The organism is Nocardioides panzhihuensis (assembly GCF_013408335.1).
In the GTDB taxonomy this organism is placed as follows: Bacteria; Actinomycetota; Actinomycetes; order Propionibacteriales; family Nocardioidaceae; genus Nocardioides; species Nocardioides panzhihuensis.
Map to the genome: position 1 here is coordinate 6096792 of NZ_JACBZR010000001.1, position 22752 is coordinate 6119543.

At 69.0% G+C, this 22752-nt stretch carries 21 protein-coding genes; 18 read left to right on the forward strand and 3 right to left on the reverse strand.

Translation table 11 applies throughout. From position 1 onward, the window contains the following. From BJ988_RS28860 to BJ988_RS28895, 8 genes are all read left to right on the forward strand, one after another. Positions 1 to 879, forward strand: a complete 879-nt coding sequence (locus BJ988_RS28860; RefSeq protein ID WP_179661229.1) for a branched-chain amino acid ABC transporter permease — start codon at positions 1 to 3, stop codon at positions 877 to 879. Between the two features lie 3 nt (positions 880 to 882). Next, positions 883 to 1965 carry a branched-chain amino acid ABC transporter permease gene (locus BJ988_RS28865; protein ID WP_179661230.1) on the forward strand — a complete coding sequence of 361 codons (1083 nt, stop codon included), beginning with the start codon at positions 883 to 885 and terminating at the stop codon, positions 1963 to 1965. Beyond that, positions 1962 to 3290 carry an ABC transporter substrate-binding protein gene (locus BJ988_RS28870; protein WP_179661231.1) on the forward strand — a complete coding sequence of 443 codons (1329 nt, stop codon included), beginning with the start codon at positions 1962 to 1964 and terminating at the stop codon, positions 3288 to 3290. The genes BJ988_RS28865 and BJ988_RS28870 overlap by 4 nt, the downstream gene beginning before the upstream one ends. 243 nt (positions 3291 to 3533) lie before the next feature. Next, positions 3534 to 4277 carry an SDR family NAD(P)-dependent oxidoreductase gene (locus BJ988_RS28875; protein ID WP_343051827.1) on the forward strand — a complete coding sequence of 248 codons (744 nt, stop codon included), beginning with the start codon at positions 3534 to 3536 and terminating at the stop codon, positions 4275 to 4277. Between the two features lie 10 nt (positions 4278 to 4287). After that, positions 4288 to 5058 carry a serine hydrolase gene (locus BJ988_RS28880; RefSeq protein WP_179661233.1) on the forward strand — a complete coding sequence of 257 codons (771 nt, stop codon included), beginning with the start codon at positions 4288 to 4290 and terminating at the stop codon, positions 5056 to 5058. 24 nt (positions 5059 to 5082) lie between these two features. Further along, positions 5083 to 6255, forward strand: coding sequence for an enolase C-terminal domain-like protein (locus BJ988_RS31510; RefSeq protein ID WP_179661234.1), 1173 nt, complete (start codon positions 5083 to 5085; stop codon positions 6253 to 6255). Next, positions 6252 to 6860, forward strand: a complete 609-nt coding sequence (locus tag BJ988_RS28890; protein ID WP_179661235.1) for a C40 family peptidase — start codon at positions 6252 to 6254, stop codon at positions 6858 to 6860. Before BJ988_RS31510 ends, BJ988_RS28890 begins: the two co-directional genes overlap by 4 nt. A 75-nt stretch (positions 6861 to 6935) precedes the next feature. Next, entirely contained in the window at positions 6936 to 8675 is a 1740-nt protein-coding gene (locus BJ988_RS28895) for a glycerol-3-phosphate dehydrogenase/oxidase (RefSeq protein ID WP_179661236.1), read from the forward strand. Between the two features lie 24 nt (positions 8676 to 8699). Here the strand turns inward: BJ988_RS28895 and BJ988_RS28900 are convergent, their stop codons facing one another. Further along, positions 8700 to 9341, reverse strand: coding sequence for a response regulator (locus BJ988_RS28900; protein WP_179661237.1), 642 nt, complete (start codon positions 9339 to 9341; stop codon positions 8700 to 8702). Further along, positions 9338 to 10468 (reverse strand): sensor histidine kinase, encoded by a 1131-nt coding sequence (locus BJ988_RS28905; RefSeq protein WP_179661238.1) that lies wholly within the window; start codon positions 10466 to 10468, stop codon positions 9338 to 9340. The genes BJ988_RS28900 and BJ988_RS28905 overlap by 4 nt, the downstream gene beginning before the upstream one ends. Before the next feature lie 108 nt (positions 10469 to 10576). Here BJ988_RS28905 and BJ988_RS28910 point away from each other — a divergent pair, with 108 nt between their 5' ends. The 10 genes from BJ988_RS28910 (at position 10577) to BJ988_RS28955 (ending at position 22055) form a co-directional block, all read left to right on the forward strand. Continuing rightward, positions 10577 to 11773, forward strand: coding sequence for a hypothetical protein (locus BJ988_RS28910; RefSeq protein ID WP_179661239.1), 1197 nt, complete (start codon positions 10577 to 10579; stop codon positions 11771 to 11773). Between the two features lie 88 nt (positions 11774 to 11861). After that, on the forward strand, positions 11862 to 12485 hold the full coding sequence (locus BJ988_RS28915; protein ID WP_179661240.1) for a hypothetical protein: 624 nt from the start codon (positions 11862 to 11864) through the stop codon (positions 12483 to 12485). A 48-nt stretch (positions 12486 to 12533) separates the two neighbouring features. After that, positions 12534 to 14156, forward strand: a complete 1623-nt coding sequence (locus tag BJ988_RS28920; RefSeq protein WP_179661241.1) for a succinic semialdehyde dehydrogenase — start codon at positions 12534 to 12536, stop codon at positions 14154 to 14156. Further along, positions 14153 to 15868: a GMC oxidoreductase gene (locus tag BJ988_RS28925; protein WP_179661242.1), complete on the forward strand. Its 1716-nt coding sequence runs from the start codon at positions 14153 to 14155 to the stop codon at positions 15866 to 15868. Before BJ988_RS28920 ends, BJ988_RS28925 begins: the two co-directional genes overlap by 4 nt. A gap of 447 nt (positions 15869 to 16315) precedes the next feature. Further along, positions 16316 to 17770: a tetratricopeptide repeat protein gene (locus BJ988_RS31515; protein ID WP_179661243.1), complete on the forward strand. Its 1455-nt coding sequence runs from the start codon at positions 16316 to 16318 to the stop codon at positions 17768 to 17770. 77 nt (positions 17771 to 17847) lie between these two features. Further along, positions 17848 to 19422, forward strand: coding sequence for a glutamine-hydrolyzing GMP synthase (guaA, locus tag BJ988_RS28935; RefSeq protein ID WP_179661244.1), 1575 nt, complete (start codon positions 17848 to 17850; stop codon positions 19420 to 19422). A 70-nt stretch (positions 19423 to 19492) separates the two neighbouring features. Beyond that, positions 19493 to 20524, forward strand: coding sequence for a hypothetical protein (locus BJ988_RS28940; RefSeq protein ID WP_179661245.1), 1032 nt, complete (start codon positions 19493 to 19495; stop codon positions 20522 to 20524). A gap of 65 nt (positions 20525 to 20589) precedes the next feature. Then, entirely contained in the window at positions 20590 to 20931 is a 342-nt protein-coding gene (locus tag BJ988_RS28945; RefSeq protein WP_179661246.1) for a DUF3140 domain-containing protein, read from the forward strand. Between the two features lie 5 nt (positions 20932 to 20936). Then, positions 20937 to 21593, forward strand: coding sequence for a UdgX family uracil-DNA binding protein (locus BJ988_RS28950; RefSeq protein ID WP_343051828.1), 657 nt, complete (start codon positions 20937 to 20939; stop codon positions 21591 to 21593). Positions 21594 to 21671: 78 nt separating this feature from the next. Beyond that, entirely contained in the window at positions 21672 to 22055 is a 384-nt protein-coding gene (locus tag BJ988_RS28955) for a DoxX family protein (RefSeq protein ID WP_179661248.1), read from the forward strand. On the opposite strand, the gene BJ988_RS28960 is transcribed toward BJ988_RS28955, so the two are convergent. After that, positions 22033 to 22674, reverse strand: coding sequence for a GntR family transcriptional regulator (locus BJ988_RS28960; protein ID WP_179661249.1), 642 nt, complete (start codon positions 22672 to 22674; stop codon positions 22033 to 22035). The genes BJ988_RS28955 and BJ988_RS28960 overlap by 23 nt on opposite strands. Positions 22675 to 22752 lie beyond the last annotated feature (78 nt).

Here is a 22752-nt window from a genome sequence, read left to right on the forward strand (position 1 = left end):
ATGCAGCAGTTTCTCGACACCACCCTCGGAGGGCTGGTGCTGGGCGCGGTCTACGCCGCGTTCGCGCTGGCTCTGTGCCTGATCTGGCGCTCGACCCGGATCGTCAACTTCGCCCAGGCCGCGATGGCGATGGTGACCACCTACATCGCGCTCTCGCTCATCAACGTCGACGTCCCCTACTGGGTCGCCTTCCTCGCCGCGATCGCCGCCGGGTTCATGCTCGGCGCGCTGGTCGAGCGGCTGATCATCCGCCCGGTCGAGGGGAAGGCCGACCTCAACGCGGTGATCCTGACCCTCGGGCTGTTCATGGTGCTGCACGGGCTCACCGCGCTCGTCTTCGGCGTCCAGCACCGCGGCTTCCCGGCTCCGGTCAGCACCAGCGCGATCGAGGTGGGGGACTCCTCGATCGGGATCACCCCGTTCGGCATCCTCACCATCGTCATCGTCGCGCTGGTGATGGCCGGGCTCGTCGTCCTCTTCCGCTTCACCGACCTGGGCCTGCGGATGCGGGCCTCGGCGTTCAACGGCGAGGTCTCCCGACTCCTGGGAGTACGCGTCGGCCGCATGCTCACCCTCGGCTGGGCGCTCGCCGCCGCCGTGGGCGCGGTGGCCGGGATGCTCATCGCCGGCGGCGACCTGGTGAACCCGGCGTTCATGGACCCGTTCGTGATCTACGGCTTCATCGCCGCAGTGCTCGGCGGCCTCGACTCGCCGATCGGGTCGGTGATCGGCGGGCTGATCCTCGGGCTCTCGCTCTCCTACGTCACCGGCTACGTCGGTGAGCACCTGGCGCCGCTCGTTGCGCTGGGGATCTTGATGCTGGTGCTGCTGGTACGTCCCAGCGGCCTCTTCGCAGCGGCTGCGGCCAGGAGGGTCTGACTCATGGAGCGTCTACGTTCTTTCACCGGCCGGGTCCGAAGCGTGCCGTTGCTCCGGCACCTCCTCGTCGCCCTGGTCGCGTTCGTGGTGGTGGCGGCGATCATCGGCTCGTCCAGCCAGTATCTGCAGACCCGCTACGCCGAGATGGCCTTCTTCGCCATCGCCGCGGGCGGTCTCACCCTGCTGACCGGGCTCTCCGGCCAGCTCTCGCTCGGCCACGGCGCCCTGATGGCCGTCGGGGCGTACGCCGCCACCCTGGTGCTCGAGCGCACCGGCGGCGAGACCCTGGCCGACGTCTTCGTCGCCCTGCTGGTGGCGATCGCCGTCTGTGCCGTGGTGGGGGTGATCGTCGGGGTCCCGGCGGCTCGTTTGCACGGGCCCTACATCGCCGGCGCGACGCTGACGCTGGCCGTCGCCGTGCCGCGCCTGGCCAACCAGTGGGACTTCCTCGGAGGCGAGCAGGGGCTCCAGGTGCCGGTGCCGCGCGCGGCTGAGCTCCCGGGGTGGATCCAGGACCTGGTCTGGTTCTTCACCGCCGCCGAGATCGACCAGTACTCCTTCCTCGCCTACCTCGGCTGGTTCCTCCTGGTGCTCGCCTTCGTGGCGCTCGCCAACCTGAGCCGGTCCCGGGTCGGCCGCCGCTGGCGAGCGGTCCGTGACGACGACGTGTCCGCCGAGCTGGCCGGCATCCACCTCGGCCGTGCCCGCGTGGTCGCCTTCACCGTCAGCGCCATGTGCGCCGGGCTCGCCGGCGGGCTGATGGCCATGAACGTACGTCTCACGGCGCCGGGCGCGTTCACGATCACCCTCTCGCTGACCCTGCTGGCAGCGGTCGTCCTGGGTGGGCTGGGCAGCCTGACCGGGGCGCTCATCGGGGCCGGCGTCCTCGCCTTTCTTCCTCACTTCGCCACCGATCTCGGGGAGTCGGTCGGGCTCAGTGCAACCCAGGCCGCGGAGGTCACTCCGGTGGTCTACGGGCTGGTGCTGATGCTCGTCATCCTCCTCGCTCCAGCGGGGATCGTCGGCAGCCTGCGCACGTTCCTCGCGCGCTCATCTCTCGGGTCAACCAAGGAGAAGACAACATGAGAAACACTGCACGCAGAGCCGTACAGGTCGTCTGTGTCCTCACCACTGCCTCGCTCCTCGCGGCCTGTGGCGCGGGGAAGGAGCGTCCTTCCGAGGACGGCACGGCGGTTGGCGTCACAGACACCACCATCAAGGTCGGTGCGCACTTCCCGCTGACCGGCCCGGCCGCGCCCGGCTACTCGGAGATCCCCTCGGGGCACCAGGCGTTCTATGAGTACGTCAACGACAACGGCGGCGTCCACGGACGTGAGATCGAGATGGTCGTCAAGGACGACGCGTACAACCCGACCAACACCAGCGCCGTCACCAACGACATGATCCTGCAGGACGAGATCTTCGCGATGGTCGCGGGCCTCGGCACCCCCACGCACCGCGCGGTCGTGCAGCGGCTCAACGACGACGGCATCCCCGACCTGTTCGTCTCCAGCGGCTCGCTGCAGTGGGGCGACGACCCGGCGAGCTCGCCGATGACCTTCGGCTGGCAGCCGGACTACGAGATCGAGGGCAAGATCATCGGGCAGTACGTCAAGGAGAACATGCCCGACGCCAAGGTCGGTCTCTTCCTCCAGGACGATGACTTCGGCGAGGACGGCGAGAAGGGCGCGCGGCAGTTCCTCGACTCCCAGATCGTCGACGTGCAGAAGTACACCCCGGGTGGGTCGACCGACTTCGCCCCGCAGATGTCTTCGTTCAAGTCCAAGGGCGTCGACCTCGTCCTCGGCTTCAACACTCCCTCCTACACCGCGCTGAGCCAGATCGCCGCGCAGGGTGTCGGCTTCAAGTCGAAGTGGTTCTACTCGAACGTCGGCTCCGACCCGGCGCTCGTCGGCGGGCTGCTCGCCTCGATGACCAAGGGCAAGATCCCCGCCGAGCAGGGCGTGAAACTGATGGACGGGATGATGACGACCGAGTACATCCCGGGCGTCGACGCTCCTGAGGACGAGTGGGTCAAGCTCTGGCAGAAGGTCTGGGACGAGTACTCCAAGAAGGGCTCGGAGAAACTGACGAACTACCGGATCTACGGCATGTCGCAGGCCTACACCTTCGTCCAGGCGCTGCAGGCCAATGGCAAGGACCTGACCCGCGAGTCGATCGTGGAGACGATCGAGAAGGAAGGCGCCTCCTTCGAGGGACCTGGCCTCGCGCCGTTCCGGTTCTCCGAGGACTCGCACATGGGCATCTCCGGCACGAGCGTCGTCGAGCTCAAGAACGGCGCGTCCGAGCCGCTCACCCCGGTGCTCGTCACCGACATCGGCGACGCCCCGATCGAAGAGGACGACAGCGCCGCCTCGGACGCTCCGCCCTCGTCGGGCCTTCCTGAGTGATTCACGGGTGGTCGAGCTTGTCGAGACTCCCGATGCGTACTGATCCACGGGTGGTCGAGCTTGTCGAGACCCCAAACGCGTACTGATCCACCGGTGGTCGAGTTTGTCGAGACCCCAAACGCGTACTGATCAGTAGGTTGCTGCACGTTCACGGACCGGCCTCGGTTACAGTGATTAACCCTCACTAACGCCACTGGAGGTGGTCGGTCCGTGAACGTACTCGCACCCGGTAGCGGAGTGGTTGTGACCGGAGCAGCCCGAGGAATCGGGAAGGCCATGGCCACACGGTTCGCTGCGGAGGGATGCCGCGTCGTCGTGGCGGACATCGATGCCGCCGAGCTCCGCTCGGTGGCCGACTCGATCGGCGCCCTCGCGGTCCCCGGCGATGCCGCCTCGGCCGCCGGCGCCGCGGCGCTCGTGGACGCGGCCCGGGAGGAGCTCGGCAAGATCGACGCCTGGTACGGCAACGCCGGCGTCGAGCGCGGCCGCGGCCTGGAGGCGTCCGACCACGCCTGGTTGACCTCCTACGAGGTCAACGTCCTCGCCCACGTACGCGCCGCACGGCTGCTGCTGCCCGAGTGGGTCGCCCGCGGGGCCGGCCGGTTCGTGGTCACCTCCTCGTCCGCAGGGCTCCTCACGCTGCTCGGTTCGCCCTCCTACGCGGCCACCGAGCACGCCGAGATCTCCTTCGCCGAGTGGCTGGCCGCCACCTATCGGCACCAGGGCATCGTCGCTCAGGCGATCGTCGCGCGCAGCGTGAAGACGGCGATGCTCGAACGCTCCTCCGGACTCCCGGGTTTCCGCTCGGCCGAGGGCGCGCTCACCGCCGAGGAGGTCGCCGACGCCGTCTGGGATGCCGGGCAGAGCTCGCAGTTCTGGATCTCGCTCGAGCCCGACGTGGCCGAGGAGTACGCGGCTCGTGCCACGGATGTCGATGGCTGGCTGGATGGTGTGAACCGGATCCGGCAGGAGCTCGACGCCGACTAGTCTTCAGGTCATGGAACCACTCGTCTCGACCTGGCTCAGTGGCCTCGACGGCATCCCGACGCAGGCGCAGAACGTCAACCAGCAGCACTATGCGGCGAGCCTGATGAAGCTGCCGGTCGCGATCGCGGCCTATCGGCTGCGCGATCGCGGGCTGCTGTCGCTGGACGAGCCGATCACGGTGCATTCCGACTTCGACTCCGCTGTGGTGGGCGAACGGTTCGAGATGGACCAGGCCGAAGACCAGGACCCTGAGACCTGGGCGGCGCTCGGTTCCCAGCTGCCACTGGGTGATCTCGTACGCCGCTCCCTGACCGTCTCCGGCAACCTGGCCGTCAACCTCGTCCTCGAGCGGATCGGGCTCGAAGAGGTCGCCGCGGTGCTCGCGGACGCCGGTGTCACGCCGATGACGACGGTCTCCCGGGGGATCGAGGACGCGCCGGCGCGCGAGGCCGGGCTGCAGAACCTGGTGACCGCCAACGACATGGGCAAGCTGCTCACCAAGCTGGCCTCCGGCCGGCTGCTGTCGCCCGAGTCGACCGCCGAGATCGAGGGGACCCTGGTCGCCCAGGAGTATCGCGACGCGATCCCGCTGGGGGTGCCCGAGGACGCGGTGGTCGGCAACAAGACCGGCTGGGTCGACGGCATCCGCCACGACATGGCGATCATCCGCCCCGCCCAGGGTGACCCGCAGGTGATGGTGGTGCTGACCACGGGTCTGGACGACGACGAGTCCGAGTTCCGGATCAGCGAGGTCGCCCGCTACCTGTGGTCGACCCTGTGAAGTCGGCGCTGTGAAGTCGGCGCTGTGAGCTCGCCGCGGATCGTCGCGGTGCACACCCAGCGTGTCCGGGTGCCGTTGCACACCCCGTTCGTGACCGCGCTGCGGCGTACCGACTTCGCGGAGACGGTCGTGGTGAACGTCGAGGACTCCGACGGCTGTGTCGGGTGGGGCGAGGCGCCGCAGGTCTGGAAGGTCACCGGGGAGTCGCTGGCCGGCTCTGCTGCTGCGCTGGAGGGGCCGATGTCCGACGTGCTGGTCGGTGCGGATGCTGATCTGTCGTCGGCCGGTCTGGTCCAGGGTGCGGTCGTCGGCAACCGGTCGGCCAAGATGGCCGCTGACATCGCGCTCCACGACCTCGTCGCCCGCCGGGACGGGGTGTCCATGGTCGAGCATCTGGATGTGTTGGTTTCGACACGCCTCCGCCTAGCGGCTCCGGCGGCTCAACCGACGCCGAGCCCCCGTTGGTTGAGCCCGGCGAGCGCCAGCGAGCCGGTGTCGAAACCAACACACCTGCTGACCGACATGACCCTCTCCGTAGGCACCCCCGCCGAGCTGGCAGAAGCAGCAACCGCCCGAGCGCGAGACGGCTTCACGACGCTCAAGATCAAGGTCGGGACGGACGCGGCAGGCGACGCCGAGCGCGTGCTCGCGGTCCGCGAGGCGGCCCCGGGCTGCGTACTCCGCCTGGACGCCAACACCGGCTGGCGCGCGGACGAGGCGGTCGCGGTGCTCAGCACGCTCGCCGACAAGGATGTCGAGCTCGAGTTCGTCGAGCAGCCGGTCGCCCGGCGCGACCTGGAGGCGATGGCGTACGTCCGCCGTCATCAGCCCTACAAGATCCTGGCCGACGAGTCGGTCTTCGACCTCGAGGACCTCGTCGACGTCATCCGGGCCGGCGCGGCGGACGCGATCAACGTCAAGCTCGCCAAGTGCGGCGGGATCACTCCTGCGATCGAGCTGCTGGAGGTCGCGAAGCAGCACGGCCTCGGCCGCCTCGTCGGCTGCATGATGGAGTCCCATCTCGGCATCGGCGCGGCGGCGGCCCTGGTCGCCGCGGCAGGCATTCCCGGCGAGCAGGACCTCGACGCGGGCTGGTGGGCGAAGACCAGCCCGTACGCCGGCGGCATCACCTACGACGGCTCCAGCATCGTCTTTCCCCAAGCCAACGGTCTCGGTATCGAAGGAGTCCTCACATGACCACCGTCAGCCAACCCACCTTCGTGGTGGCCGCGCCCGCCGACGACGCGGAGCACGAGACCGAGGTCGTCCCCGGCGAGCAGGTCGTCGTCGTCGAGACGCAGGGGGAGTGGATGTACGTCGTCGTCCCCTCGCACGCGTCCTCGAAGGACGACCGCGGCTACCCCGGCTGGATGCCGGCGGGTGCCCTGGCCGACGACGCGGAACGGACCGTCGAGACCGCCGAAGGCGTCGAGGCCCTGCTGGCCAAGGCACGCACCTTCCTCGGCGTCCCCTACGTCTGGGGCGGCACCACGGGTGCCGGGATCGACTGCTCCGGCCTGGTCTTCCGAGCCGCAGAGGCCATCGGCGTACGGCTCCCGCGGGACGCCCGCGACCAGGCCGCCGCCCTCACGGCGATCGACCTCGACGAGGTCACCGCCGGCGACCTCTACTTCTTCGCCCGCCCGGACGGGTACGTCACACATGTCGCCATCGCGACCGCGCCTCCCGAGCCCGACGGCACCCGTCCGATGATCCACGCCGACGGCGACAAGATGCTCGTCGTCGAGGAGCCGATGCCCGCCGACCGCATCACCACCCTCGTCAGCGCCGCGCGCGTGTGACTTCTTGCGGTCAGTGCCGGTGACTTGTCGCGCGCCAGAAGTGACAATTCGGCGTGGTGAGTTAACTTCGAACGTATGACTCGTACTGGGGCATTGAGTCCACAGAGCCGCGATCTCGCGATCGGCACGATGGTCGGTGCGGCGGGAGAACCCGAGCTCGACGTACTCGTCGTCGGTGGAGGTGTGACCGGCGCCGGGGTGGCGCTGGACGCCGTCACCAGAGGCCTGAGCACCGGCCTGGTGGAGCAGCGCGACCTGGCCTCCGGCACGAGCTCGCGCAGCTCGAAGCTGGTCCACGGCGGGCTCCGCTACCTGGAGATGCTCGACTTCGAGCTGGTCCGTGAGGCGCTCCAAGAGCGCGGGCTTCTGCTGAATACGCTGGCCCCGCACCTGGTCCGGCCGGTGCCGTTCCTCTACCCGCTGACCAACCCGGTGTGGGAGCGGTTCTACATCGGCTCGGGGCTCGCCCTCTACGACGGGATGGCGAGCTTCGGCCCGCTCTCCGGGATGGGGAAGTCCGGCCTGCCGCGCCACCGCCACCTCACTCGCAGAGGGGTCGCCCGGATCGCCCCCGACTTCCGCACCGACACGATCACGGGTGCGATCCAGTACTACGACGCCCAGGTCGATGATGCCCGCCTGGTGATGACCATCGCGCGCACCGCCGCCTCCCACGGCGCCCAGATCGCGACCAGGGTCCAGGTGACCGGGTTCCTGCGCGAGGGCGAGCGGGTCGTCGGGGTCCGGGCCCGCGACCTCGAGCACGACCAGGACCTGATCATCCGGGCCAAGACCGTCGTCAACGCCGCCGGCGTGTGGACCGACGAGATCCAGGCCATGGTCGGCGGCCGCGGTGCCCTGCACGTCAAGGCCTCCAAGGGCATCCACCTCGTCGTCCCGCGCGACCGGATCCGCTCGGAGTCGGGCTTCATCGTGCGCACCGAGAAGTCGGTGCTCTTCGTGATCCCGTGGGGTCGCCATTGGATCATCGGCACCACCGACACCCCCTGGACCTACGACCTCGCCCACCCGGCAGCTTCCAAGACCGACATCGAGTACGTCCTCGAGCACGTCAACGCGATCCTGCGGGTGCCGCTCGACCTCGAGGACGTCGAAGGCGTGTACGCCGGGCTCCGCCCGCTCCTGACCGGCGAGTCCGACCAGACGGCGGGCCTGAGCCGGGAGCACACCGTCGTCACGCCGCTGCCGGGCCTGGTCCTGATCGCCGGTGGCAAGCTGACCACCTACCGGGTGATGGCCAAGGACGCCGTCGACGCCGCAGCCCATTCGCTCGGGACGACCACCAACATGACCTTGCGCGACTCGATCACCGACAAGGTGCGGCTGGTCGGCGCCGAGGGCTTCGAGACCCGCTCGAACCAGCGGGTCCTGCTGGCCCGCCGATCCGGGCTCCACGTCGCCCGCATCGACCATCTCCTCGGTCGCCACGGTGGCCTCATCGACGATGTGCTCGACCTGATCCAGCAGCGGCGCCCGCTCGCCCTGCCGCTCGAGGGGGCCGAGGACTATCTGGCCGCCGAGGTCGTCTACGCCGTCAACAACGAGGGCGCCCGCCACCTCGACGACGTGCTCGAGCGCCGCACCAGGATCTCCATGGAGACCTTCGACCGCGGCGTCTCCGCCGCTCCCGGTGTTGCTCGGCTGATGGCCGAGGAGCTCGGCTGGGACGAGCAGCGCACCAAGGAGGAGGTCGACCACTACATGCGCCGCATCGAGGCCGAGCGCCGCTCCCAGCTCCAGGTCACCGACGAGGACGCCGACCACGCGCGCCTGGAGGTCGAAGACCTCGTCTGACCCCTGCAGACCCAGACGGCGACCTCATCGAGACGAGACGAACCCGCTCTCGTACGCCGCGATGACCGCCTGCACGCGATCGCGGACGCCGAGCTTGGCCAGGATGTTGCCGACGTGGGTCCTGACGGTCTCGACTCCGAGATGGATCTCGTCGGCGATCTCGGCGTTGGACAGGCCGCTGGCCAGGAGACGTAGCACCTCGGCCTCCCGGCTGGTGAGCCGTGCGCCGTCGAGCCCGCCTCCACCGGGCGCGCCGACGGCAGTGACCAGGGAGCGGATGGCGCCCGGGAACAGCAGGGAATCTCCCTCGTGGACGGTCCGGACGGCGTTGACGAAGTCCTGGGCCGACGCCCGCTTGAGCAGGAAGCCGCGCGCGCCCGCCCGCAGGGCGTCGTACACGTAGTCGTCGTTCTCGAACGTGGTCACCACGACCACAGCGGGCGGCCGGTCGAGCTCGACGATGAGTCGGGTCGCGGTGATCCCGTCGACTCTCGGCATGCGCACGTCCATGAGCACGACGTCCGGGCGGACGCTGCGGACCAGCGTGTGCGCGGCTGCTCCGTCGTCGGCTTCGCCCACGACCGTGATGTCGGAGGCGGACTCGAGGATCGCGCGGAGGCCGCTGCGCACCAGCGGCTCGTCGTCGACCAGAACGACGGTGATCACGAGTCGCCCCTTCCGGCCGTCAGCGGGATCCTGACGTCGAGGCGGAACTCTCCGTCGACGACGGAATGCTCCGCGGAACCGTCCAGCATGGCCGCGCGTTCGGTGATCCCCGCCAACCCCCGGCCTCGTTTTGCCCGAGCGCGCGCAGGAGTGTTGGACAACCTGACGGCGAGCTCCTCCGAGCTGACCGAGACGGTGAGATTGGCGGTGCGGTCCGTCGAGTGCTTCATCGCGTTGGTCAGCCCCTCCTGGATGATCCGGTAGGCCTCGCGGCTGATGACCACCGGCAACGTGGCCAGGTCTCCGTCGGTGGTCGCTCTCACGTCGAGTCCGGCCGCCCGAACAGAGGTGACGAGCGGCTCGAGCGCGCGCAGGTCTGGTACCGACGTACGGCCGGCACGTCCGTTGTCGCGCAACAGACCCAAGGCGTGGTCGAGGTCGTCGGCAGCGGAGCGTGACGCCTCTTCGATGGCCCCCAGAGCGTTGACGGCGAAGTCGCGGTCACGGTCGATGACGAGCGCAGCCGCGCTTGCCTGGACGGTGATCAGTGACAGGGCGTGCCCGATGCTGTCGTGGATCTCGCGGGCCAGCCGGTTGCGCTCCACCAGACGCGCCGACTCCGACTCCAGCCGGGCGATCCGCTCGTCGTACGACGGTCCGAGCAGGCCTGGTGCGACCAGCCCCAGCGCGTAGCCCAGGCCAGAAGCCAGGACGAAGGCGGTCACGGTCGCGATCAGGCCGAGCGCTCCGAAGCCTGCGCCGATCGCCGCGGCGACGAGAACCACGATGACGGCGCCGGCCAGCAGGTGCAGCACGAACCACACCAGCGTGCGCCGACGATCCGCCCAGGTGTGCGCTGGTCCCGGCAAGCCGCCTGGGAAGTCCGTCTCGAGCAGCGTCTGGGCAGCGGTTGCCTCGATCTGACGAACCCCGGGGATGAGGCCGAGACAAGCGATGGGAACGGCCGGGATCAGGGTGGCGAGCACGACCGTGATGGCCAGCGGGACCTCGTTGCTCTGGGTGATCAGGACGACGACGGTGAAGTCGAGAATCATGAAGGCCAGCGCCACGCCGGCGCCGAGCAGCACGAAGACCATCCGCAGATAGGTCACCGCCGAGGTCAGCATGCAGCCATCCTTTCAACAGATGGCACCCTGGCAGATCACCCGCGCGGGGGAGGTGGTCCACCAACGAGGGTGATCTGGCCCGACAGGGTTGGCCAAGACGCTGGATCCATGACATCGACACCAACGCCAACACCGCCCCGTACGTCCGAAGCGGCCACAGCAGCGCCGCGAACCTCCGCTGTCGAGATCGCCACCGCGGTCTGGAGTGTCCTAGCCGTCGTCGTCGGCGCGTGGATCCTGGTCGAGCCCAGCTGGTATCCGCTCGGCAGCAACGATCCGAGCGCCGGGTTCTCGCTGCTCGCAGACGTGCCGACCCGAGCTGTCGGCCTGATCGCCGTGATGCTGGGGGTTGTGGGTATCGGCGCCGCCCTGGCGATGTCGGCCCGGCTCCCCTCCGCGCGGATGGGGTACGGCCTCGTCGCCATCGGCGCCCTCGAGACCCTGGTCTTCGCGGCGATCGTGCCCGACATCCGCCTGCTCATCCTGATGGGCTATCTGTGTGCGCTCTTCGGGCCGGTGCTCGTGCTCGGCATCCTGATCGCCGGCGCCAGAGGGAATCGTCGCAACCTGCTCGTCGTCACCGTCGCTGCGGCAGTCGTCGCGACGGGCCTGGTCGCCTTCGGTGCCAACGGCGAGGCCTTCAGCGAAGCCGGCCGCGCGATGGTTCTCGGCCTCGCCGACGCAGGGCCCGGCATGCTGTTCGTCGGGGGCTCCTTCATCGGCGGCGCGTTGTGGCTTGCCAGCACGGTGCGCCACCTTCGTCGGCTGCGCGAACAGTGCGCGGGCTGCGGCCGTCCGACGCGCGGCCTCACCAGCAACGTGGCCACCTGGGGTCGCTGGGCCACGATCGGCGCCGCACTGTGCCCGCTGCCCTATGCACTGCTCCGCTTGACCTGGCTGACGCCGTGGCCGGTGTCGATGGATGTGGCCGTGCTCGAAGCCGACCCCGGACTGCGGGTCTTCGGGTTGAGCCTCGGGTTCGCCGCGCTCGCGGGAAGTGTCCTGACGCTCGGCCTGATCAGTCGCTGGGGCGAGGTCTTCCCCCGCTGGATCCCTGTGCTGCGCGGTCGCGTGGTGCCGGCGGGGCCTCCCGCAGCCGTCGCCCTCGTGGTGGCAGGGGCGATCACCCTGGCAGGACGTTCGGTCCTCCAGACCGTTGTCGCGGGTGAGGGCGGCTTCAACGCGCTGGAAGCCGAAGCGCTGCTGGTCTTTCCTTTCCCGATCTGGGGGCCGTTGCTCGGCGCGGCGGCCATCGCCTACTTTCTTCGTCGGCGCGGCCAGTGCCGGCAATGCGCTGCTTCCTGACAGCGCGCCCACCTGGTCCAGATCGCGTCTGGACCAGGTGGGCGAATTGTCGTGGCGGGCAAACAGTTGACGTAGCACTCTGTTCCTCATGTTCCCTTCGGCAGGCTCAGGCCACCGCCTGGTCGCAGATCCCCCCGAGCCGTTGGTCACCGACGACTTCTTCCTCGCACCGCTCCAGCCGGAGCTGCTCGATCTGGACACCGAGGCCTATCTGGCCAGCCCCGACGTGATCCGCGACCACAGCTACGGCAGGTGGCCGCAGGAGGGGTTCGGCAACGACGACAACCTGCCGCTGGTGATCCGGCACTGGTCCGACCACCAGGCCCGCCGCGCCTTCACCTACCTCCTCCTTGACCCCGAGGGCACCTCCTCGCTCGGCTGCCTCTACCTCCAACCCCTGTTTCCCTACCTTGAGGCGATGGGCGCCGACGCCCGCACGCTGTTGAGGTACGCAGGGGGAGCGACGGCCCGGGTGAGCTACTGGCTCCGCCAGGACCGAGAGCCCGGGCTCACCGAGTCGGTCTCCGAGCGGCTCGACGAGTGGCTGCGTACGCAATGGCCGTTGGACGCCTATCTCTACCGGGTCGCCCCCGCGGAGGAGTGCACCGTGCACGCCCTCGACCGGCTGCCGCTGGACCGCGTCGACATCGACCTTCCCGCTGAGCGCTACAACTACCTGTGGTGGGCCGCGGACGTTCGCATGGTGAGTTAGTGGGACTCGTGTCTGGCGTCCGAGACGCCGGTCACATACTCTCGGTACATGAGCGCATCGAACCCGACCCCTTCCGGCGGCCCGATCGTCGAGGGCCCGCTCGATCCCGAGCACGACGCAACCGCGTCCCTGGCCCTCGAGCCTGACTACGTCGCCCGCCTGACCGGGCGCATCGTGGCGACCACCGGGGAGACCCGAGAGGTCATCAGCCCGCTCAACGGGGCGCCGCTGGCGCACATCCCGCAGTCGAGCGATGACGATGTCGCCGCGGCGTTCGCCAAGGCCCGGGTGGCGCAGGAGAAGTGGGCCGCGACCCCGGTCGCGGAGCGCGAGCGCATCCTGATCAAGCTGCACGACCTCGTCCTCGACCGGCAGGACGAGATCCTCGACCTGATCGTGCTGGAGTCGGGCAAGGCCCGCAAGCACGCCTTCGACGAGCCGCTGCACATCGCGCTGACCGCCCGCTACTACGGGCGCAAGAGCAGCAAGATCCTCGACACCGAGCGCAAGCTCGGCGTCATCCCGGTGCTCACCCGGGTCGACCTCAACCACGTCCCCAAGGGCGTCGTCGGCATCATCAGCCCGTGGAACTACCCGTTCACGATGGCGCTGTGCGACGGCATCGCCGCGATCGCCGCCGGCAACGCGGTGGTGATCAAGCCAGACTCGCAGACCATGCTGAGCGCGCTCCTCGGTGCCGAGCTGCTGGCCGAGGCCGGGCTCCCGGAGAACCTGTGGTCCGTCGTGGCCGGCCCCGGCTCGAAGGTCGGCACCAGCATCATCCAGCGCGCCGACTACGTCTGCTTCACCGGCTCGACCAACACCGGCAAGATCGTCGCCAAGCAGGCCGCCGAGCGGCTGATCGGCGCCAGCCTCGAGCTGGGCGGGAAGAACCCGATGCTGGTGCTCCGCGACGCCGACATCGAGAAGGCGGCCGAGGGTGCGACCCGTGCGGTCTTCTCCAACTCCGGTCAGCTCTGCGTGAGCATCGAGCGGCTCTTCGTCGACGACAAGGTCTATGACCGGTTCGTCGAGCGGTTCGTCGCGCGCACCCAGGCGATGACCCTCGGCGCCACCCTCGGCTGGGAGAACGACATGGGCACCATGATCTCCCAGGCCCAGGTCGACACCGCGACCGCCCACGTCGAGGACGCCGTCGCCAAGGGCGCCCGCGTGCTCGCCGGCGGCAAGGCCCGCCCCGACCTGGCGCCGTTCTTCTTCGAGCCGACCATCCTCGAGGGCGTCACCCCGGAGATGACCTGCTTCGGCAACGAGACCTTCGGCCCGGTCGTCTCCCTCTACCGCTTCCACAGCGAGGAGGAGGCGATCGAGCGCGCCAACGACGGCGAGTACGGCCTCAACGGCTCGATCTACAGCCGCGACACCTCCCGCGCCCGCCGTGTCGCCCGCCAGATCAAGTGCGGCACGATCAACATCAACGAGGCGTTCGGAGCCACCTTCGCGAGCATCGACGCCCCGATGGGCGGCATGCGCGAGTCCGGCCAGGGCCGTCGCCAGGGTGTCGAGGGCATCCTGCGCTACACCGAGACCCAGTCGGTCGCCTCCCAGGCGATCCTGCGCTTCGCCCCGCAGTTCGGGATGAGCGACCAGGCCTACGCCAAGTTCATGACGGCCTCGCTGCGGGTGCTGAAGTCGCTGGGCCGGGCATGAGGAGTCACTACGACGTACTGGTCATCGGGTCGGGCTTCGGCGGATCGGTCAGCGCGCTGCGTCTGACCGAGAAGGGCTACTCCGTCGGGGTGATCGAGGCCGGTCGCCGGTTCAGCGACGACGAGCTGCCCAACACCTCCTTCGACTTGCGCAAATACCTCTGGGCGCCGGCGATCGGCTGCTACGGGATCCAGCGCATCGACATGGTCAAGGACGCCGTGATCATGGCCGGTGCCGGGGTCGGCGGCGGCTCGCTGGTCTACGCCAACACCCTCTACGAGCCCCTCGACCCGTTCTACGAGGACCCTTCCTGGAGTCACATCACCGACTGGAAGGACGAGCTCGCTCCCTACTACGAGCAGGCCAAGCGGATGCTCGGCGTCACCCTCTATCCCCACCTGACCCCGGCCGACGAGGTCATGCAGAAGGTCGCGGCCGAGGCCGGACGCGGAGACACCTTCCACAAGGCCCCCGTCGGCGTCTTCTTCGGTGGCCCGGGCCATGTGGAAGGGCAGGAGGTGCCCGACCCCTACTTCGGCGGGGAGGGTCCCGACCGGCGCGCGTGCACCAACTGCGGCGAGTGCATGACCGGCTGCCGCCACAACGCGAAGAACACCCTGGTCAAGAACTACCTCTACCTGGCCGAGAAGAACGGCGCCGAGGTGCACCCGCTGACCACGGTGACCCGCGTCTACCCGGCCAAGACCGGAAGCGGATACGTCGTCGAGACCCGCTCCACGAAGGCCAAGCTGGGCATCGGCCACACGTTGCGGTTCACTGCCGACCAGGTGATCTTCTCGGCGGCCTCGCTCGGTACCCAGAAGCTGCTCCACAAGCTCAAGCGCACCGGCGATCTGTCGCAGATCTCCGACCGTCTCGGCGAGCTGACCCGGACCAACTCCGAGTCGATCCTCGGCGCGATCGCGCCGGACACGGACATCGACTACAGCGAGGGCGTGGCGATCACCTCCTCGTGGCACCCGGACGAGCACACCCACATCGAGCCGGTCCGCTACGGCCACGGCAGCAACGCGATCGCGGCGATGCAGACGGTGCTCACCGAGGGTGGTCCCCGGCGGTTCCGCCGGTGGCTCAAGGAGATGTGGTTGCAGCGGCGGTCGCTGCGTACGTTCTACGACTTCAAGCACTGGTCCGAGCGCACCGTCATCGCGCTGGTCATGCAGGCGCTGGACAACTCGATCACGACCTACCCGAAGCGGACGATCTTCGGGTGGCGGATGTCGTCGAAGCAGGGCCACGGCAAGCCCAACCCGACCTGGATCCCCGCCGGCCTGGATGCCGTGCGGAAGATGGCCGGGGTGATGGGCTCGGGCGAGAAGCCGGGCTATGCCGGCGGCACCATCGGGGAGCCGTTCAACAAGCCGATGACCGCCCACTTCATCGGAGGCTGCACCATCGGCGACTCGGCGGCCACCGGTGTGATCGACCCCTACCAGCGGCTCTACGGCCACGACGGGCTCCACGTCGTGGACGGATCCGCGATCTCCGCCAACCTGGGCGTGAATCCGTCGCTGACGATCACCGCACAGGCCGAGCGGGCGATGGCGTTCTGGCCCAACAAGGACCAGGCCGACCCGCGCCCGACGCTGGGTGCCGGCTACGCGCGGATCCAGCCGGTCCGGCCGGTCTCGCCCGCCGTGCCGGCGACGGCACCGGCGGCTCTCCAGCTGCCCATTGTTGAGGTTCGGTGACCGATCTGTTGCCATGGTGACGCGGGTCGTTGCGCCGGAATTTTCTGACAGGAAGTTTCTGGTTGGCCCGTAACCACGGTTAAGAGAGTTCGTTGGAGTGATCAGACCCGGGATTGCTCCCTCCCTAATACATGCCGGGTCTTACGTCCGGGCCATCTTTGTCTCGGGCAATCAGGGCCCGGCCACCTCCCTCCCCGGCCGGGCCCTGGTGCGTTTTCGGCGAGCGCGTTCTATTTCGGCTTCGCCGTGCGATGGACTTCGTTACGATCGGGCGCCGAGCGAGGAGCGCTGTAGCCGAGTACGCGCCGCCTGAGCGGTGCCTGGCGATGACCGGAGTCAAGGGTGACGACCAAAGACCAAGACCGTGATCTGGCCGAAGTCGAGGCACGAGTCGGGGTGGGGCGCAGACTGACCGGGAGGGATCCTGGTCAGCCCGAGTTTCGAGCCGTGCTCGCGGACGCCCTGGCCGACTATGCGGTTCTGCTGGCGCGGCGGGACCGCATGAGCGAGGCGCTGGCCGCTGTGCGGGAGGGACATGAGCTGTTCCAGAAGCTGAGCGTTGCCGATGCCAGGTATCTGCCGTACTTCGGGATGGCCACCGATGTGCTGAGGCGGGTCCTCGGCTCCATCCCCGGCCACGCCCTCGAAGCGGAAGCGGCCGCCCGAAGTGCGGTCGAGACCTACCGGGTCCTCAGCCAATCAGACGAAGAGACCTACCTGAACCGGCTGACGGCTTCCCTCGCTCAACTGGGCAACTCCTTGGCCACCCTGGGAATCCGGGCCGAGGCCATCGCTGTGCTTCGGGAGGCTGTCGACCTCAGTCAGCAGATCCGTCCCACAAGGGTCCGCGATCTCGCGGTTGCGGACGCTCTGGTGAGTCTGAGCATCGTCCTCGGAGAGGCAGGCGAGACCGACGATCGGCTGGCCACCGTCGAGGAAGCGTGCGGTCTCTATCGGCGGTGGAACCTGTCAACTGGGACAAGCAAAGAGATCGGGGACTACGCGGTGGCGTTGTTCGCCTGGGCCGAGGCGCTGGCTGACTCCGGAAGGGTGGAGGAGGCCCAACAGCATCGCGCCGAGGCTGTAGATCTCTATCACCGCCTGGCGCCCATGGACAGCTTGGGCGACCACCTGGCCGCTCAGCTGAGACGCTTCGGCTTCGGCGACGTCGAAGATGTTCTCGCAGGCCGCGCCGCCGCGTCGCCTGATGCGGACGCATCAGGCCGGAAGGCACGTGAACGTGAGCTCGTAGCCCGCCTCCAGAAGCTCATCGCCGCCGCAAACCAGCGGAAGGGGAGCGGGCGGTCCGACGAGGCTCGTGCCTTGTTCGAACAGGCCGCGAGCGTCGCGAAAGAGCTGGTCGAGGACTTCTCTGACATCCATCTCCTCGACGCCGCGAGGTGCCACCATGACCTCGGCATCGCGTACGCGGCGGTCGGGGAGGCCGACGATGCTGTGGAAGCCTTCACGGACGCAGTCGGGTTCTGGCGGAGGAGCGGGCCGCCGTCGGGATCGCAGCGGCCCTACGCGGGTTCGCTGACCAACCTCGGCCACTGCCTTGCCGAGCTGGGTCTGGTCGCCGACGCCATAGAGGCGACGCAGAAAGCTGTCGACGTCCTGCGGCCGTTGGTGGACGACGATCCGGTCGATCTGTCCAAGCTCGCCTTGGCGCTCAGCAACCTCGGTACGTTTCTGGTCCGGGTCGATCGGTCCGGTGAAGCAGTTGCCCCGGCCCAGGAAGCCGTCGACCTCTATCGTCGACTGGCCGCGACCGATGGGCACTCAGATCCTTTCGCTTTCGCCCGGGCGCTCAACAACCTCGGTGAAGCGCTGAGGAAGCGGGGTCGCTGGGGCCGGGCCCGCGCCGCGTTCCGAGAGGCGAAGGCTGTCTACCCAGGCTGAACCCGATGGTGGCAGCGGTGCCTCGGTGCGCGCTCGCCGGTTCGGCCAGTGACGTACATCCTCGTTAGGATTCGTCCATGACGCAGGCTGCTGGGGCGGAAGAGCACGATCTGGTTCTCGTGGTGGACTTCGGGGCGCAATATGCGCAGCTGATCGCCCGCCGCGTGCGTGAGGCGAGGGTCTACTCCGAGATCGTGCCGCATTCGATGCCGGTCGCCGACATGCTCGCCAAGAACCCGAAGGCGATCATCCTCTCCGGCGGCCCCTCGAGCGTGTACGCCGAGGAAGCCCCCGGGATCGACAACAGCCTGTTCACCGCGGGCACCCCGGTCTTCGGGATGTGCTACGGCTTCCAGCTGATGGCGCAGGGCCTGGGCGGGACGGTCGACGACAACGGCGCGCGGGAGTACGGACGCACCCCGGTCACCGTCGGCGTCCCCGGCACGCTGCTCAAGGACATCCCGCCCGCCCACAACGTCTGGATGTCGCACGGCGACTCCGTCTCCGAGGCGCCCGAGGGCTTCACCGTGCTCGCGAGCACCGCGGACACGCCGGTGGCAGCCTTCGAGAACGTCGGCAAGCAGCTGGCGGGCGTGCAGTGGCACCCCGAGGTGCTCCACTCCGAGCACGGGCAGAAGGTGCTCGAGCACTTCCTGTGGGAGATCGCCGGCGCCCGGCCCACCTGGACCATCGGCAACATCGCCGAGGAGCAGATCGAGCGGGTCCGCGAGCAGATCGGCGACCACCGCGCGATCTGCGCGCTCTCCGGCGGCGTCGACTCCGCGGTCGCGGCGGCCATCGTCGCCAAGGCGATCGGTGACCGGCTGACCTGCGTCTACGTCGACCACGGCCTGATGCGCAAGAACGAGTCGGTCGCGATCGAGAAGGCCTTCCGGGACTCGACCGGCGCCGAGCTGAAGATCGTCGACGCCGAGAAGGAGTTCCTCGACGCGCTCGCCGGGGTCACCGACCCGGAGGAGAAGCGCAAGATCATCGGGCGCGAGTTCATCCGCTGCTTCGAGCGCGCCGAGGTCGAGATCCTCGGCGACAGCGACGAGAAGGTCGCCTTCCTCGTCCAGGGCACGCTCTACCCCGACGTCGTCGAGTCCGGCGGCGGTGCCGGCACCTCCAACATCAAGTCCCACCACAACGTCGGCGGGCTCCCCGAGGACCTCGAGTTCGAGCTGGTCGAGCCGCTGCGTGAGCTCTTCAAGGACGAGGTGCGCGCCGTCGGCTCCCAGCTCGGCCTTCCCGACGAGATCGTCCAGCGCCAGCCCTTCCCGGGCCCTGGCCTGGGCATCCGCATCATCGGCGAGGTCACCAAGGAGCGCCTCGACATCCTCCGCGAGGCCGACGCCATCGCCCGCGAGGAGATGACGAAGGCCGGTCTCGACCGCGACATCTGGCAGATGCCGGTCGTGCTCCTCGCCGACGTCCGCTCCGTCGGCGTCCAGGGCGACGGCCGCACCTACGGCCACCCGGTCGTGCTCCGTCCGGTCACCTCCGAGGACGCGATGACCGCCGACTGGGCTCGGCTGCCCTACGACGTCATGGAGCGCATCTCCACCCGGATCACCAACGAGGTGAGCGAGATCAACCGGGTCACCGTCGACATCACCTCGAAGCCCCCGGGCACCATCGAATGGGAGTGAGCGAGCAGCGACGCGGAGCGTCGCCTGGGAATGAGTCGGTAGCGGGTCTCGCCCGTGGACAATGTCGTCCATGACTGAGCCGGACCTCGCCCAGCGACTCCTCGACGCCCATGTCGCCCACGAGATGGCGGCACTGCGCGGCGTACGCTTCCTCGATCTCATCACCGGTGAGATCGACTTCGCGCTGCGCGCTGCCAGCGACCTGACCCTCGACCAGGTGATGCACCGCGACCTGATCAAGGAGGTCGCGCTGAAGTACGTCAGCACCTTCCGGCTCCCGGGCGCGATCCCGGAGGTCGCCGGCGCGATCGCGACCCGGTTGAAGGCGCACCCCGCCAACGAGACGCCGCTGGGTGAGGTGGTCAGCCGGCCGCGGGTCGCGGAGCTGGTCGAAGCCCTCGTCGAGATGCGTACGCTGCGCCAGCAGATCCTGCGCAGCCTGGCCGACAACTCCGGGATCCAGGCCGGCGTCGGCACCCTGGTGCGCGGCACCGCGAAGGGCGCCGTCGACACCGGCCGCAGGCTCGCCGACAACCTTCCGGGCGGCTCCCTCGGCTTCTCGATCGCCGAGCGCGTCGCCGGTCGGATGGCGGACACGGTGAAGGGCACCCCGGTCGGGGCAGCCGTCGACCAGAGCGCCCGCGAGCTCGCGGAGCGCGGCACCGGAGCGCTGCTCGGCTACCTCACCGACACCGCCGCTAGCTCGGTGACCGACGAGGAGGTGCACGATGCGCTGCTGGAGGTCTGGGACGCGCTCTCCACCCGCCCGGTGCGTGAGCTCGCCGACCTGATCGACGACGAGCAGCTGGTCGCGGTCTTCGTCGGTCTCTACCAGGTCTGGCTCGATGTCCGAGACTCCGAGTATCTGCAGGCCCTGGTCGACACGGGTGTCGACTTCTTCTTCGACACCTATGGGACCTTCACCCTCGACCGGCTCCTCGAGGAGTGGGGCCTGGACCGCGACGACCTGGTCGAGGAGGCCCTCCGCTTCGGCCCGCCGGTCATCGAGGCGCTCGCCGAGGCGGGTGTTCTCGAGCAGCTGCTCCGCCGTCGGCTCTCGAGCTTCTACGAATCGTCGGAGGCTCAGGCGCTTCTGGGGTGACTCCGTGTGTCCGGCCCCCACGGTGGGTACCGGGCCGGAGCAGTCGATCAGACAGGAGGCAGGAGATGGCCGAGACGATCGTCGACGACAGGCTCTGGGAGAACTTCCACCGCGCGGTGAACATGACCTCGCGCGATCTGCGGCAGTGGCTCGCGGTGCAGGGCGCGGGGGAGACGACCGAGACCGAACCGGACCGTGCCGGCAGCGAGCTCGGTCATCGGGTGGTCGACGTCCTGGGGAAGCGCCGCTCCGACCTCACCCCCGACGACGTGGACGTCATGCAGCGGGTCGTCGACAAGGTCACCGACCTGCGCGGCGGGGACACCGGCCAGTGGGAGCCGACCGCGGGCGACGCACAGTGGCGGCGCCGGCTGATGAACGTCGGCCACGACCCGCTCCAACCGTGAGCGGCGTGACTGCCGCAGAGTGGGTGCCGGAGTCGCCGACGCTCACCGATCTGCGCAGCGCCGTCCAGGAGTGCCGCGGCTGCGAGCTCTACCGCGACGCCACCCAGGGCGTGATGGGGGAGGGGCCCACGCCGGCTCCGCTGATGCTGCTCGGCGAGCAGCCCGGCGACCGGGAGGATCGCGAGGGCGAGCCGTTCGTCGGTCCGGCGGGCGGCATCCTCCACGAGGCACTGGCCGAAGCCGGGATCGAGCCCGAGGCGACGTACACGACGAACGTCGTCAAGCACTTCCGTCACCGGCTCTCGGGCAAGCGCCGCATCCACCAGTCGCCCACGAGCAAGCAGGTCGGCGCCTGCGCTCCGTGGCTGGCGGCGGAGCTGGATCTGGTACGCCCCGCCGGGGTGGTCCTGCTCGGCGGCACCGCCGGCAAGGCGCTGTACGGCTCGTCCTTCCGCGTCGGCGAGGCACGCGGCCACCTCATCGACTGGCCCGAGGCCATCGCCACGCCGACCCTCGACCCGTGGGTCCTCGCGACGACCCACCCCTCTGCCGTCCTCCGCGCGGAGGACGAGAGGCAGGCGACGTACGACGGTCTGGTCGCCGATCTGAAGGTCGCTGCGGCCGCGCTGAAGAAAAAGACGGTGAAGAAGTCGAAGAAGTGACGGAGGCGATGTCGAGATCCCTGGTGCACGCTCGACGCGTGGGTAAGAGCAACACCACCCACCTCTGAGGAGATCGAGATGAGCACCAACGCACAACGAGCCGGCTGGATCATCACCGTCCTGGTCACCCTGTTCCTCGGCTTCGACATCGTCACGCACCTGTTCCGGGTCGAGGCGGTCATGGACTTCAACGACAAGATCGGCGCGCCGGGCTGGTTCCCGGTCGTCTGCGGCGCCGTCCTCGGCCTGTCGCTGATCGCCTACCACGTCCCGGCCGCCCGGGCGATGGGGACGATCCTGATCACCGCCTACCTGGGCGGCGCGGTCACCGTGAACCTGGTTTTCGGGCAGCCGGCCTTCAACACCGTCTTCGCGATCGCCACCGGCGTTCTCGTCTGGGCCGGCGCCTGGCCCCGCGACGAGCGGCTGCGGGCCCTCGTCAGTCGCGGCGCAGCCGCGTGAACGCCCCGAGCACGGTCTGCTCCGAGAGGATCAGGTAGTCGCGCAGCTCGTCCGCGGCCGCTGGTCCGCCCTGCTCGAGGAAGGTCTCGAGCAGGGCACGGTTGCGGGTGACGAACGGAGCGTGCAGGGCCTCCGGGTTGTCGATCTCGAGGAACGCGAGCCGCAGCTCGGCGGCGATGTCGCGGAACAGGCGCTCCAGCCGAGGGCTGTCGGCGAGGGCGACGATGGCGTCGTGGAAGGCCATGTTGGCGGTGCCGAGCGTGCGCCAGTCACGCGCCTCGAGGCTGGTCTCGCCCTGTTCCACCGCGGCGCGCATCGCCGCCACCGCGGGATGCAGCGGGGAGCCGGCGGCCAGGGCGGCAGGTTCGACGTAGCGACGGGCCCGATAGATGTCGACGACGTCGGCCACGGTGGGCGAGGCGACCGAGACTCCGCGGTTGGGTACGTGCTCGACCAGTCCCTGCTCGGACAGGACGCGGAACGCCTCGCGAAGCGTGTTGCGCGAGACCCCGAGCTTCTCGGCGAGGGCGATCTCCGACAACCGGGTGCCGGGTGCGAACTCGCCGTCGATGATCCGTCGGCGCAGGACGTTCGTCAGGGTGTCGTCGACGTCGGGCATGTCCGCATCCTAGGGGAATCGCATCCGTGGACAATCGAGACACCATTTTAACAATCGCCACTGTTGTTGTAGAACAAT